We start from the raw sequence: 14,084 nt of genomic DNA on the forward strand, positions 1-14,084 counted from the left end.
TTTATTAAGAATTTAAAATGTATTCTAAATTAGCTTCGATCTCATCATTTATGTAGCTTTCTTCTAAAAGTGAATCAGATAAAAGCTTTTTATTTTCCTGTAGTTTGATGATTTTTTCTTCTACCGTATTTTTTGAAATAAAACGAATCACGTTTACTTTATTCAGCTGTCCAATTCGGTGCGCCCTTCCAACTCCTTGTTTTTCTGCAAAAGGATTCCACCAAGGATCTAAAAATAAAACATAAGAAGCTTTTGTAATATTCAAACCAACACCTCCCGCTTTTAGCGAAATAAAAAACAATAAAGGTTCTTCTTTTTCCTGAAACAGTTTTACCTGTTGTTCTCTTTTGCTGGCTGGAGTTTCACCTGTAATTTCGCAATAGGCTATTTTGTTTTCCTTGCACCAATCTGTATAGAAATGCAGGTTGGTAACAAACGAACTGAAAATGATTACTTTCTGTTTTGCTTTGACTAAGTTTTCCAGATAATTAGTAACGGCAATATATTTTCCGGAATCAATTTCAGATTCCTGATCTACCATTTTCGGGTGATTACTCAATTGCCTTAACTTCATCAGCGTATTAATAATACTGATTTTGTCTGGACTTGAACCGTCCATTTTTAGTAAAAAGTTACGCGCTTTTGATTTTTCCTGTTCATATAATTTTTCCTGTTCAGGATCCATTTCGCAATAATAAATCTGCTCTGATAATTCAGGTAAATCCTTCAAAACCTGTTCTTTTGTTCGTCGCAAAATATAAGGCTGAACCAGATTTTTTAATTCAGATAAAACATCTTCATTTTGTTTTTTCTCAATCGGGATTTTAAAATTTTCTGCAAAGAAATTATAAGTTCCCAAAATATCAGGATTAATAAACTGCATTTGTGACCATAAATCGTCCAGTGAATTTTCGATCGGTGTACCACTTAAAGCGATTTTATGTCCCGTACTTATTTTATTGATGGCTTTAAAAATCTTCGAATTTTTATTTTTAATGTATTGACTTTCATCCAAAATCAAATAACGGAAATCATATTTTTCTAAAATTGAAATATCACGATGAACAATGCTGTAACTGGTAAAAATTAAATCAGTTGTTGCTAACCTTGCGGCTAATTGTTTTCTGTCATTACCTACATATTGCATTTTTGAAAAATGCGGAGTGAACTTTGCAGATTCGTTGTACCAGTTAAAAACTAATGAAGAAGGTAAAACAATCAAAGTTTTAAGCGGTTCTCTTTCTACAGTAGTTTCGTTTGCGAATAAATCAAAATTGGTGGTTTTAGTCGTAAATCCTAATTGTTCCTGAACGGCAACCAAAACGGCTAAAGTCTGTAACGTTTTTCCGAGTCCCATATCATCGGCAAGACAAGCGCCTAAATTAGAATTAAAATGCCCTAAAAGCCATTTTACACCGTCAATTTGGTACGGTCTTAAAGTTGCTTTTAATAAATCAGAAGCTACATATTCGGCTTTATAAGTTACATCGTCTTTGATTTCGGCAATAGCATCAAGAGCTGTAAAATTACTTTTGCGTAAAAGTAAAGTTCCGCTTTCTATTTTTCCGAGTTTTGCAAGCGAACTGTATTTGCTGAACCATTCTAACGGAATCAAAAAATAGTTTCCGTCAGGCAAAGGAAAGAGCCTTTCTTTACTTTTTATATTCGGAATAATTTCGCTGAAATTAATCGTATACGATCCAATTGTAATGATAATTTTGATGTCAAACCAATCTCCATTTGTGTCTTTTGATGTAGAAACCGTATGATTTGATGTAACAATTTCTTTGCTTTCGAGCTTTAAATTTTGAATGTTAAAACCTAAACTTTCCAGCTTTTCTTTATTGTCAATTATCAATTGAATGTTGATATAAGGATCTGAAGTTTCAGCTTCAGAATTCAATCCAAATAATTCGTTTTTGATTTTTATTAAACCAATTTCAAGTAATTTATCGACATACAAATTTTCATCAGCATTTCGTTTAAACTGAATGATTTTCGGTTCATTGGCAACGCTAAAATCTACAAACGAATGTGTTTTCTTCGTTTTACTTCCGTCAAATGAATAGCCGTTATAATCAAAATAAAGGTTGAGGTAATAACAGTTTTTAAAGAAATCGTAAACCGGCTGAATCGTGCAGGAAGTAATTTCATCGCGCTGCTCAATCTCAAAACCTGTCGCTTCGATATCAATTTTTTTAGCTATTTCGGGAATGAAATTCTTAAAGTAATCATCAACTAATTTGGAAGGTATTTCAATTGATTTTTTCTTTAAAAAAGGCATCAGTTTTTTAGCATTAAGGGCTGTTAACTGACCTAATTTTTTATTGATAATTAACCAGCCCGGTTCATCCAAAAGGATATCAACATTGCTTTCCATTGGTAAAAAAGCCGTTTCATTTTCTTTTAAAGAAAGGGTATACGTAATTCCTTCAGCGTGTTTGTCAAATTGAATTTGAGGTTCAAAATAAAGCGGACTGATATCAACTCTCGAACGATAAAAATCTTTTTCAGGTCCAATATTTATTGACAACGGAAATTGTTCTTCTACAATTAAACTGTAAAAAGAAGACAGATTTAATTTTAAATGCTGACGGATTGCAAACTCAATTTTAGAATCTTTTTGTAAATCAGCAATGGTTTTTGCCGATTTGATTTTGGTACTGAACTTTTTGAATATAAATTCAGGTTTTAAAGATTCGCAGGCGGTGAGTATTTTTTTTGTATTAGAATTTAAGTCGTCAAAAACAATCCCGAAGCTTTCAATTATTCCGGCAGTTGCTTTTTTGTCTAGATATTTGATTTCATCGGTATTCTCAACGATGTAGGATGTTGGAATATAAACATTCAGGTTTTTTTCAAAACTGATGTCAAAACAGAACTGAAATGATTTTGTAGGTTCCAAGGTTTAGGGATTTGGTTGGCTTGTAAATTAGAAATTGGGCTAAAAAATAAAGAGTTTTCAAAATATCAATAATTTGAAAACTCTTTTAAAATGAACTTATATCACTTATATGGTGAAAAAAATTAGTTTTCCTGTTTAAAGCAAAGCGGAATAATCTCGCCTTTTGCCAAACAGTATTTTTCTACTAATTCTGGTGAAATTTTATTGGTGTAATCTTCTTCAATAACAATAAAGCCAATGCTTCTTAATTTGTCAAAATAATCGCGACCGTAAATACGAACGTGATCGTATTGTCCGAATATTTTAGCACGCTCTTTTTGATCTGTAATTGAATCGTCTGCAAAAGTAACCTCACGGTTTAAATCCTGTGGAATCTGCAAAATAGCCATTCCGCCCGGTTTTAAAACGCGGAATAATTCCTGCATTGCTTTTGTATCATCCGGAATATGTTCTAAAACGTGATTACATAAAATGACATCATATTCGTTGTCTTTAAAAGGTAAATTACAGATATCTGCTTTTACATCTGCCAAAGGCGAAAATAAATCGGTTGTCGTGTAATCCAGGTTTTTCTGCTTGCGGAATCTTTTATAAAAAGCTTGCTCCGGAGCAAAATGAAGTACTTTTTTCGGTGCTGTAAAAAAATCAGTCTGATCATTTAAATAAAGCCAAAGCAAACGATGTCTTTCTAACGAAAGTGTACTTGGCGAAAGTACATTGTTACGTTGTTTTCCGTATCCGTAAGGAAGAAAAGATCTAAAACTTTTTCCGTCAATAGGATCAGTAAATCTACTTCCTTTTAATGATAAAGCTAAAATAGGACGCGCCACATAACTCAAACGAATTAATAAAGGACGCGGGATTGTATTAAGTACTAATTTAAAAAGTTTTTTCATGGGGCAGTTTCGCAGAGTTACACAAAGGAGACACGGAGTTTCACAAAGTGTTTATAAATCTTTTTATGTTGTTTTTTAATATTTTTGAATCAAAATTGATAAGTAATCCTAATGGATAATTTCCAAGTTTCAGATAGGTTAGTATTTGCGCAAAATGTACATCGGTAAAAGCTTCGACAGTTTTTAATTCAATGACAATCGTGTTTTCGATTAATAAATCAATTCGATATCCATGATCTAGTTTTATGTCTTTATAAATTATGGGTAAAACTTTTTGGCGTTCAACAGTTAAGCCGGCATTTACTATTTCATAATATAAACATTCTTGATAAGCTGATTCTAATAAACCAGGGCCAAGCTGTTTGTGAACTTCAATCGCTAAACCAATAATTTTATATGTAATTGCATCTAATCTATTACGAGATTCATTGTTTTCTTCAAACATTTAAAAGGCTTGTAAAATAAATAATTTTGTGAATCTTGGCGTATATCTTTGTGAATCTTTGCGGAATAACTATAATACTAACGGCACTTTTCTAAATTCGTCTTCTTCGTTGCTTTCGATTCCTAAAGCTTTGTAGATGTATTGGAAAGTCGATAATAATTCTGGTTTACCATCAATTAATGCCACATCATGTTCGAAATGCGCACTTGCTTTTCCGTCTGCTGTTGTGATTGTCCAGCCGTCTTTATGTTGTTTGATGTTTTTTGTTCCCATATTAATCATAGGTTCAATGGCAACCACCATTCCTTCAACAAAAAGTTTTCCACGACCGCGTTTTCCGTAGTTTGGCATTTCAGGTTCTTCGTGCATTTTTTGCCCTAAACCATGTCCAACCAATTCACGAACCACTCCGTAACCGTGAGATTCTGTATATTTTTGAATCGCATTTCCAACATCTTCTACGCGATTTCCTGCTTTAAATTCTCTAATTCCAACGTAAAGAGATTCTTTAGTTATCTGCAAAAGTTTTTTAACTTCCGGAGCAACTTCTCCAATTTCGAAACTATAAGCGTGATCTCCATGATATCCGTTTTTGAACGCACCGCAGTCTACAGAAATGACGTCACCACTTTGTAAAGGAATATTATTCGGAATTCCGTGTACAACCTGAGAATTCGGACTCATACAAAGTGAATTCGGGAAACCGTACAATCCTAAAAAGCTAGGAACTGCACCGTGATCACGAATGAATTCTTCGGCTAATTTGTCCAGATATAATGTAGTAACTCCTTCTTTAATTTCAGAAGCAATCATTCCTAATGTTTTCGATACGATCAAAGCACTTTCGCGCATCAATTCGATTTCTTCTCTCGTTTTTTGGATAATCATATTTTTCAGATTTTCAGTTCGCAAAAGTACAATTTTAATATTATTTTTTGTCTAAAATTTTTCGCTGCGAATTAGGTTTTTTTGGCCACGAATTTCACGAATTTTCACGAATTGCTTTGTCTTTAAAAATTCTGCTAAACTATAATTCGTGTTAATTCGTGAAATTCGTGGCAAACTTATTTAATTTAATATCTCAGAAAAAAGCCATAAATTAGTAGTAAAATGTGATAATCATGGAAACTGCTACAGATCAAGATATAGTTAAAATAAAAGCTTTGCGAAGAATGCAGCGAAGTGCTTTGGCGCTTTTAGGTTTTGCCGTGCTTCTTTTTATAATTGCTATTTATTTTAAAATTCCAATTTTGCAGGCTTTTAGCGAAGCGGCAATGGTTGGGGGAATTGCCGATTGGTTTGCGGTTGTAGCTTTGTTTCGTCATCCGCTTGGGATTCCGATTTGGCATACGGCTATTATTCCCACGAAGAAAAATGAAATTGGAGAAAACCTAGGAAATTTTGTTTCAGAAGAATTTCTGAATCGGGAAAAATTAGAAATTAAACTCGATGAATTCAATTTTGCTACAAAAGCTTCAGAATGGCTTTCGCAGGAAGAAAATGCAGATAAAATTGCCAATGCAGTTGCAGTAAATATTATTCCCGGAATTTTAAAAACAATAAAAGATGAAGATGTTAGAAGATTTATTCAGGTTCAATTTAAAGAAAAATTGGAAGGAATAAATTTTGGAGACTGGGTTGCTTTGGCTCTGGAACCTTTGCAAAAAGGAAATGTAAAAGATCAATTGCTGACCAATCTTCTAGAAGTTATAAGTTCTGAGTTGACCAATAACAAGGATTTAATTCGGAAAAAAGTAAAAGCTTCAACACCTTTTTTGAGTTTTGGTCTTGCTGATAAAAGTATTACAGAAGGTGTTTTTAATGGTTTGCAGGATTTTTTAAACGAAGCTAAAAAACCGGAAAGTGAGATTAGAATTAAAATAGATGAATACGTTTATAACTTTCTCGAAAAAGTAAAAAACTCCGAAGAAATGCGAATTAAAATCAACGATATGATTTTGAGTTTTGCCGGAAAAAAAGAAGTTCAGGATTACATTAACGGAATTTGGGATGAAATAAAACTTTCGATAACGAATGATTTAAACAAAGGTGACGAATCGTCTATTAAAAACAGTATTTCGGGTTTAATTCAAACTTTCGGAAATGGTATTAAAGAAGACACGATTATGATTGATAAAATCAATAATTTCATCAAAAATGATTTGCTTTCGGTTCTTCTAAACAATAAAAAAGTAATTGGAGATTTAATTTCGTCAACCGTAAAAAGCTGGGACGGAAAAGAGGTTTCTGAAAAACTGGAACTTGAAATAGGAAAAGATCTTCAATATATTAGAATCAACGGAACTTTAGTAGGAGGTATTATTGGGCTTGTGATTTATGGTGTTGAACAATTGTATCATTATTTTATTATCTGATAAAAACAAGAATGTCAGGCTGAGCGAAGTCGAAGCCCTTTTTGGTTCCATAAGCCTTCGACTTCGCTCAGGGTGACAAAACGGGTATATAAAATTAAAAACCATATAAGAAATATAAGTTTAATAAAGCTTTAGCGCTTTAATTAAATGAACTTATATTACTTATATGGTTTTAATGGTTTTCTACAAAAGCGAATGACAAGTCATTGCGTTTGGCTGCTGCACTCCCATTAATTCTAAAATAGTAGGAGCGATGTCACCTAGAACACCATCCTGAATATTTTTCAATTGTTTGTCCACTAAAATAATCGGCACTGGGTTTGTTGTGTGCGCAGTATTTGGGCTTCCGTCAGGATTGATCATTGTTTCGCAGTTTCCGTGATCAGCAATTACGATTGTTGTGTAGTCGTTTGCAAGAGCTGCTTCGATTACTTTTTTCGCGCAAGCGTCAACTGCTTCACAAGCTTGAATAGCTGCACTCATAATTCCTGTGTGACCAACCATGTCTCCGTTTGCAAAGTTTAGACAAACGAAATCAACTTCACCTTTGTTTAATTCAGGAACAAGAGCGTCAGCAAGTTCGAAAGCACTCATTTCTGGCTGTAAATCGTAAGTTGCTACTTTTGGAGAATTTCTCAAAATTCTTGATTCACCTTCAAAAGGAGTTTCTCTACCACCAGAAAAGAAGAAAGTTACGTGAGGATATTTCTCCGTTTCAGCAATACGAATTTGTTTTTTACCCGCTTTTTCTAAAACTTCACCAAGAGTTTCCGTTATATTATCTTTATTGTAAACCACTTTTACGTTTTGATACGTTTCGTCGTAGTTGGTAAGCGTTACATAATACAAGTTTAACTTGTGCATATTTTGCTCGTGGAAATCATGCTGAGAAAGTGCTTCAGTAAGTTCGCGCCCTCTGTCAGTTCTAAAGTTAAAGAAGATCACAACATCGCCTTCAATAATAGTTGCCAAAGGTTTTTGCTCTTCATTTACGATTACAACCGGCTCGATAAATTCGTCAGTAACATCGTGTGCATAACTGTCAAGAACACTTGCAACAGCGTTTGTAGATGGAATACCAACTCCATTAACTACTAAATCGTAAGCTAGTTTTACACGTTCCCAACGTTTATCACGGTCCATTGCATAATAACGACCAATGATAGAAGCAATTTTTACCGGAGTATCTTTAATATATTCATCTAAATCGTGAATGTATTTTGCTCCGGATTTTGGGTCAACATCACGTCCGTCTGTAAAAGCGTGAATGTAAACCTGATCTAAACCATACTCTTGCGAAGCGTCGATTAATCCACGTAAGTGAGAAGTATGAGAGTGAACACCTCCATCAGAAACTAATCCTAAAAAGTGTACTTTTTTATTGTTGTTTTTAGCGTAAGTAAAAGCATCGATTAACACTTGTTCTTTGGCAAGTGTTTTGTGCGCTACGGCTAAATTAATTTTTGCTAAATCCTGATATACAATCCTTCCGGCACCAAGGTTCATGTGCCCAACTTCACTATTTCCCATTTGACCTTCAGGTAAACCTACGTTTAATCCGTCAGTACGCAATTGTGCGCTTGGGTAATTTTTGTAAAGACTATTTATAAATGGAACATTTGCATTGTCTATTGCAGATACTTTAGGGTCAGGAGATTTTCCCCAACCATCTAAAATCATAAGGATAACTTTTTTGTTCATTACATTTTTGTTTTCTACAAAGATAAGTCATTTCTAAAATTTGGCGAGAAAGCTTTATGACATTTATGTTTAATAAAATGAACTGTAACAAAAAATACTAAATTAATTATATTACTCTTTATTTTTTAAAATTAATTCACGCTAAGCTCTTTTTCTAACCTTATTTTTGACAGCGTTATAGTCTATAAAATATTTTACACTTACAGAAAAAATATGTTTTAGAGCGTCGTTAGTCAATAAGCTCGTTACGTTGTGTTTGAAATCCTTATCAATAACACGTTCAAAATTAGAAGCGTTATTTCTGTATAAAGCCGAAAGCTGACTTCCGGGCGCAAACCACCATGAATAGGATAAATCGGCATTCCAGGAATAAAAACTTGAGTTTTTATTTTCGGTATATTGCGGATACGGATCTAAAGTTCCATCTGCTTCAAGCTTCAAAATATCTTTATTTTCTGCCGAAGACCAATATTGGCGAACCGCTAAATTAAGCGTCATCGTGCTGTTAATAGCATATTTTCCTGATATAGTATTGGCGTATGTAATAACGTCACGATTAGCAAAAACAACAGTTTCTGGAGTATTTTCGTTATCATCGTCGTCATAACCGTCGATATAACCTTTGTTGTTATTTCTTTTAAGAAAGCTAAAAGTATAAACCAGTAAAAGTTTATCATTAAAGCGATAACGCGGACTAATGTCGGTGCCATAAGCAGCTCTTCCGGGTTCATCAGCAACAGATAATGAAGGATTAATATCAATAGCAAATTTGTGATTGTAATTTGTTGAAATACTTCCCCAAAAATCAAATTTTCTCGGAATTATAACATATCGGTTGTCTGCTCTTGGTTCGTAATAATCATGAGATTCTAATGGCGAAACAGAAAGTCCCGCTCCGTAATAATTATTTTTTACAGTGCTTAAATTTACTTCTGCTTCAATTCGGTTTGCCTGAACTTTTCCGGAGTCTTTATTAAACTCAGAGTACATTTCATAGTCAATTCTAAAACTATTAAAAAGCTTCGTTGGGTTTAGAATTCTGTAATTGGCATTTCCGTAAAAATTATAATAATTGGTATAGAAATTAATTCCCAAATCATTTGGGTCAAAATCTTTAGAAACAAAATCAGTACCTAAACTATAGCGATATTTACCGCTTGTTTCTGCAAATCCCACGGTTGAGAAAACGCCGTTTGTATCTTCTTTATCATTTATAGAACTGTATTTTACATTTCCAAACAAGCTATACGTGTTGGCTTTAGTATTTAAATCCCAGGCTAAACCTGTTACATTCGCATCTTTATAATGACCATTTCTGGTAACATTTGTGTTTATAAAAGTAACCGATGAATTTTTTCTAAAACGCTGATCCAGTACCAAAACATTATAGTTGGTAAGCGGTTCTACCACTTCACGTCTGGTTTCGCCGGAAATAGTATCTTTTATAGTCGCAAAAGTTTTTTCGGTAACCGCATTTAAAATTCCAACTCCCAAACCATTTTTAGTTCTTCCTGAAAGTTTTAAAGCATTTATAAGATTCACGTTTTGTACGGTTTCAATAACTTCTTCATTGTCTTTTAAATCTGGTTCAACAGAAGGTTTACCGCCAATTCTTCTCGAATAAAACATATTTCCTTTATTGAATAAATCAGTTCCTTCGGTAAAAAAAGCTCGGTTTTCATTGAATTGCTGCTCAAACGGACCTAAATTCAAAATCTGATCGTCGTATTTTGTCTGCCCAAAATCAGGAATTAAAATAGCATCAACAGTAAAAGCATCTGTGATTCCGTATTTTATATCCATTCCGCCTTTTATGGTAGCGTATGTTTTTTGTCCTTCACCGGCATTCAAGTAATAAGAAGCATAAGGCATAAAAAACAATCGGGTAGGAGGTTTTATGTTTTCAATTCCTTCTAAAGTTCCGGCTTGCTGCGTAAAAGTTCCAATTTTTTTATCGACAAAGTTCCACGTGTACTTATAACGGGTGCGTTTTACTTCCCTGAAAAAATTAATTCCCCAAGTTTGTTTGTTTTCCTGCGAAAAGCGTAAAGCCGAATATGGAATTTTTATTTCAACAACCCATCCATTTTCAGTAATCGAAGCTTTGCTGATCCAAACAGCATCCCAGGAATAATCTTCACCATTTGCATCTGTCATAATACAATCTGCCTGAACATCAGCCGCAGAAACGTAAAACATAAAATCCTGCTGGCCGTCATTAAAACCATTTATAAAGACGCCAAAAATATCTGCAGTTCCAAAATTATCACGCTGCGAAATCTCTTTTAAAATTTTATCAGGTTCATCATCATACATCATGGCGCCAATATAAATGGCGTCATTATCATACAAAACTTTGACAGTAGATTTTTTATTCTCCGGAGCAGCTTTTCCGTTATCAGGTTCTAATGTGATGAAGTCTGAAGCAATTGTTGCATTTTCCCATGCGCCTTCCTCTAGCTTTCCGTCAATAGAAATGTTTTGCGAAATAGACTTCGCCTGCAATGCCTTTTTTTGACTGAAACACAAAAAAGTAGATAAAAGAAACGTTAGAAAAACAAGTTTGTTCATGAAATTTTGAGCGAAAAATGATTGTAAAAGTACTTTAATTTAAGAATAATAGACTTCATTTTGTTTCACTTGTTACACTTTAAGTTTCAAAATTTCCACTTTTTTCAGCTTTTTTTAAGAAAAGCAGCTAAAATATTATGATTTTTTGCATGAGAAAAAATCTTACAGAAAGATCTAAATTGTGTTAATAATGTTAAATTTTCAACAAAAAAAGCCTGATTTACAGGGTTTTATTTTGAGGATTTTCAAAAATTTCTACTTTTGCCTTACCCAAATTTATTATTAACCTAAAGAAATTCAATGATTTACAAAATTTATCCGCTGATGGTGTTTTTTCTGTTATCTTTTGGAAAAGATTCAAAAAACACTCCCGAATTGAAATCTGTAAGAACAAAAGGTATTGCAAAAGTTGAAACAAACCTTTCTGTCGAAGCAAGAATTGAAAATGTTTATAATACATTAAATCCAAACAATTGTAAACTTCCTGAGCTTAGAACTTTTACTGAAGCTGTGAAAGGATTTTATCTTTTAAAAGAAAGAGGAATTGTTCAAAAAAACATCCTAACCTTAATTGATTTTAGTCTTTCATCAAACACCAAACGTCTTTGGGTAATTGATATGACTACCAATACGGTGTTGTTTAACTCTTTAGTGGCTCACGGAAGAAACACAGGAGAAGAATTTGCTTCAGCATTTTCTAACTTAAACTCTTCATTTAAAAGTAGTTTAGGTTTTTATGCAACAGGCGAAATCTATCAAGGAAAACATGGTGCTTCATTACGTTTAGACGGTCTTGAAAGAGGTTTAAACGACAACGCCCGCGAAAGAGGAGTTGTAATGCATGGAGCTGATTATGTTTCTGAATCTTTCATTAGAGATCACAAAAGATTAGGCAGAAGCCAAGGCTGTCCTGCTGTTCCTGTTGAATTGACAGACGAAATCATTCAAACTATTAAAGACAAATCATGTTTGTATATCTACCATCCGTCAAGAAGCTTTACGATGGAAGAAAGGTTAATCTCTTAACTTAGTATACAAATCTGAATCAAGATTATAAATATCAGCTCTGAAAATGAGCTGATTTTTTTTGCTCCAAGCCGTCCAATACCATTGATATAAAGCATATTTTTTTGTAATTTTAAAACTCATGGTTTTTTTAGACGCAATTATCGTATCAATTTTTACTTTTGAAAACCTTTCAGGATCATCTAAAATGTGTTCAGCCAATTCAAGCGGATTTTCAACACGTACGCAGCCGGAACTTAGTGAACGATTACTGCGCTCAAAATAATTTCTGTGGTTGGTATCATGCAGATAAACACTGTGGTGATTTGGAAACAAAATCTTCATTAATCCTAATGAGTTATTATAACCCGGACTTTGAACATATCTGTAATTATTAGGTTTGTTTTCGTTCCACGCATGCGGATCTACAACATTTCCTGATGTGTCGTAAATCGTTATGTTTTTCTTTGCTAAATAATTTCGGTTGCGTTTCATTGCCGGAACAACATCTTCCTTTAAAATAGTTGGCGGGACAGTCCAAGTTGGGTTAAAAACAACCGTTTTTAAAACAGATGTAATAATAGGTGTTTTTCTTTTACTTGTTCCTACCACAATATTTCTAACTAAAGTTGTGTCCTGATTTTCAACAACATTTAAGCTGTAATCTGGAATATTGATCAGAAAATAATTTTCGGCAAATTCATTCGGATACCATCTCCAGCGTTCTAAATTGGCAATAATCTGTTGTTTTCTTCTTTCTTTAGAATAGTTTAAAGCGCTGATAGTTCCCGGACCAATAACACCATCATCGGCTAAACCGTGTCTTGCCTGAAATTTTTTGATTGATTCGAAAGTCTTTTGATCGTATTTGTCTGTAAGACTGTCTTTTCCAGTCATGTCTTTCCAGAATAAAAGTTTCTTTTTGATGTTAATTACGGCATTATTGGTATCATTTAAAGTGATTTTCTTTAAAGATTCAATAGTGGCAATATCTTCATCAGGAAATGAATTAATAATTTCAAGTGATTTCAATAATTCTTTGTATACGATAGATTTAGGCTGAACATTTTCAACAATGCTGTCTAATTTGTTTTTATTGAAAGCATTAATCAAAACGCTGTTTACATCAAATGTTTTTTCGTCTAAATCCCAATCTGTATATAATTTTTTAGGATCAAGTTTTCCTTTATATAAATGCTCTAAATATTTTTCAAAACTATAAGTCAGTAAAATATCATACGTTGCCAGGTCGGCATCGTTTAAACTGCTGATTCTTTTTTCAAATTTTTCCAGCTGTGCCGCTTTATAATCTTCTGGATTAAGTCCTAATTCTTCCGATTTTTCTAATTGAGATAATACATATTGTCTCTTTTTTAGATTTCCCCAAACGGTTTTATTTTCAGATGAAGTATAAAATTGCTTTAGCGTTTCACTTTTAAAAGTACTTAAAAGTGCGGTGTCAACTTCTACTTTTCGTTCATCAGTAAGTATAATTGCGGGTGCTTTTTTTACGGCAACGGGCGCTGGTTTAGGCTCATCTTTTTTGCAGCTAATTAGACTGATTACCAATAAAAAAAAGTAAAGTTTCCTCATTTTATAAATTTTTAAACATTAAATAATGTTCGCCAACATCTTTAATATCAAATGGTTCACCTAGGGGCTGGTATCCCATTTTTCTGTAAAAGCCAACGGCGGCGGTTCTAGCATTAAACCAAATCAAATCGACTTTGTTGTCATTGCAGTAGGTTTCGCAATGCTTAACTAAGGCTTCTCCAAATCCTTTTTTCTGATGCGTTTCTAAAACTGCCATCCCTCGAATTTGTGCTTGACTTTTTTCGGCAAATATAGGATTGATTTTATTGAATAACGAAATAATTCCTATTAAATCTTCATTATTAAATAAACCAAAATGATGTGTAGTGTCTAAATCATCTCCCTCAAAGATGCAGCTTTCGATAGGTTTGCCTTCTCTTAGTACTGGCTGGCGAACGATATAAGTTTCTTTTGATGGGATTTCTTTAATAATATTCATGATTTTTTAAAAATAATTGATTTTATAACTTTTTAATTTTAAATAGGTTATAAGAAAATGTTGATTTTAATTAATTTTTTTTGCCAAAAAGCTTGTTTTGAACTTAACTTTATTTTTATATTTGCACCAGCAATGCGAAAGTAGCTCAGTTGGT

10 protein-coding genes are annotated in these 14,084 nt (G+C 33.3%); 2 read left to right on the top strand and 8 right to left on the bottom strand.

All coding sequences use genetic code 11. The features are described 5' to 3' along the window. Window positions 1-4: 4 nt before the first annotated feature. The 4 genes from B3C18_RS10315 to map form a co-directional block, all read right to left on the bottom strand. Window positions 5-2,905: a DEAD/DEAH box helicase gene (locus tag B3C18_RS10315; RefSeq protein WP_291146334.1), complete on the bottom strand. Its 2,901-nt coding sequence runs from the start codon at window positions 2,903-2,905 to the stop codon at window positions 5-7. 122 nt (window positions 2,906-3,027) lie between these two features. Next, a complete protein-coding gene (locus B3C18_RS10320; protein WP_291146336.1) occupies window positions 3,028-3,801 on the bottom strand; it encodes a class I SAM-dependent methyltransferase in 774 nt (257 codons plus the stop codon). 40 nt (window positions 3,802-3,841) lie between these two features. Continuing rightward, a complete protein-coding gene (locus B3C18_RS10325) occupies window positions 3,842-4,246 on the bottom strand; it encodes a GxxExxY protein (RefSeq protein WP_291146338.1) in 405 nt (134 codons plus the stop codon). Between the two features lie 69 nt (window positions 4,247-4,315). Continuing rightward, window positions 4,316-5,134: a type I methionyl aminopeptidase gene (map, locus tag B3C18_RS10330; RefSeq protein WP_291146340.1), complete on the bottom strand. Its 819-nt coding sequence runs from the start codon at window positions 5,132-5,134 to the stop codon at window positions 4,316-4,318. Window positions 5,135-5,367: 233 nt separating this feature from the next. Here map and B3C18_RS10335 point away from each other — a divergent pair, with 233 nt between their 5' ends. Beyond that, a complete protein-coding gene (locus B3C18_RS10335) occupies window positions 5,368-6,621 on the top strand; it encodes a DUF445 domain-containing protein (protein WP_291146342.1) in 1,254 nt (417 codons plus the stop codon). Between the two features lie 183 nt (window positions 6,622-6,804). Here B3C18_RS10335 and gpmI read toward each other — a convergent pair whose 3' ends face one another. Both gpmI and B3C18_RS10345 read right to left on the bottom strand, forming a co-directional pair. After that, window positions 6,805-8,322: a 2,3-bisphosphoglycerate-independent phosphoglycerate mutase gene (gpmI, locus tag B3C18_RS10340; protein ID WP_291146344.1), complete on the bottom strand. Its 1,518-nt coding sequence runs from the start codon at window positions 8,320-8,322 to the stop codon at window positions 6,805-6,807. Window positions 8,323-8,463: 141 nt separating this feature from the next. Next, window positions 8,464-10,893 carry a DUF5916 domain-containing protein gene (locus B3C18_RS10345; protein ID WP_291146346.1) on the bottom strand — a complete coding sequence of 810 codons (2,430 nt, stop codon included), beginning with the start codon at window positions 10,891-10,893 and terminating at the stop codon, window positions 8,464-8,466. 300 nt (window positions 10,894-11,193) lie between these two features. Here B3C18_RS10345 and B3C18_RS10350 point away from each other — a divergent pair, with 300 nt between their 5' ends. Then, on the top strand, window positions 11,194-11,919 hold the full coding sequence (locus B3C18_RS10350) for a murein L,D-transpeptidase catalytic domain family protein (RefSeq protein WP_291146349.1): 726 nt from the start codon (window positions 11,194-11,196) through the stop codon (window positions 11,917-11,919). Here B3C18_RS10350 and B3C18_RS10355 read toward each other — a convergent pair. Both B3C18_RS10355 and B3C18_RS10360 read right to left on the bottom strand, forming a co-directional pair. After that, a complete protein-coding gene (locus B3C18_RS10355) occupies window positions 11,908-13,491 on the bottom strand; it encodes a L,D-transpeptidase family protein (protein ID WP_291146351.1) in 1,584 nt (527 codons plus the stop codon). The genes B3C18_RS10350 and B3C18_RS10355 overlap by 12 nt on opposite strands. Window position 13,492: 1 nt before the next feature. Further along, window positions 13,493-13,930, bottom strand: a complete 438-nt coding sequence (locus tag B3C18_RS10360) for a GNAT family N-acetyltransferase (RefSeq protein WP_291146353.1) — start codon at window positions 13,928-13,930, stop codon at window positions 13,493-13,495. Window positions 13,931-14,084 lie beyond the last annotated feature (154 nt).

This window comes from Flavobacterium sp. UBA7680, from assembly GCF_002482975.1.
Taxonomy (GTDB): Bacteria; Bacteroidota; Bacteroidia; order Flavobacteriales; family Flavobacteriaceae; genus Flavobacterium.

What these genes read in the sequence shown, in the direction of transcription:
- B3C18_RS10320 (WP_291146336.1), bottom strand. Translation starts at nt 3,801, where the DNA reads ATGAAAAAACTTTTTAAATTAGTACTTAATACAATCCCGCGTCCTTTA.
- B3C18_RS10325 (WP_291146338.1), bottom strand. Translation starts at nt 4,246, where the DNA reads ATGTTTGAAGAAAACAATGAATCTCGTAATAGATTAGATGCAATTACA.
- map (WP_291146340.1), bottom strand. Translation starts at nt 5,134, where the DNA reads ATGATTATCCAAAAAACGAGAGAAGAAATCGAATTGATGCGCGAAAGT.
- B3C18_RS10335 (WP_291146342.1), top strand. Translation starts at nt 5,368, where the DNA reads ATGGAAACTGCTACAGATCAAGATATAGTTAAAATAAAAGCTTTGCGA.
- gpmI (WP_291146344.1), bottom strand. Translation starts at nt 8,322, where the DNA reads ATGAACAAAAAAGTTATCCTTATGATTTTAGATGGTTGGGGAAAATCT.
- B3C18_RS10345 (WP_291146346.1), bottom strand. Translation starts at nt 10,893, where the DNA reads ATGAACAAACTTGTTTTTCTAACGTTTCTTTTATCTACTTTTTTGTGT.
- B3C18_RS10350 (WP_291146349.1), top strand. Translation starts at nt 11,194, where the DNA reads ATGATTTACAAAATTTATCCGCTGATGGTGTTTTTTCTGTTATCTTTT.
- B3C18_RS10355 (WP_291146351.1), bottom strand. Translation starts at nt 13,491, where the DNA reads ATGAGGAAACTTTACTTTTTTTTATTGGTAATCAGTCTAATTAGCTGC.
- B3C18_RS10360 (WP_291146353.1), bottom strand. Translation starts at nt 13,930, where the DNA reads ATGAATATTATTAAAGAAATCCCATCAAAAGAAACTTATATCGTTCGC.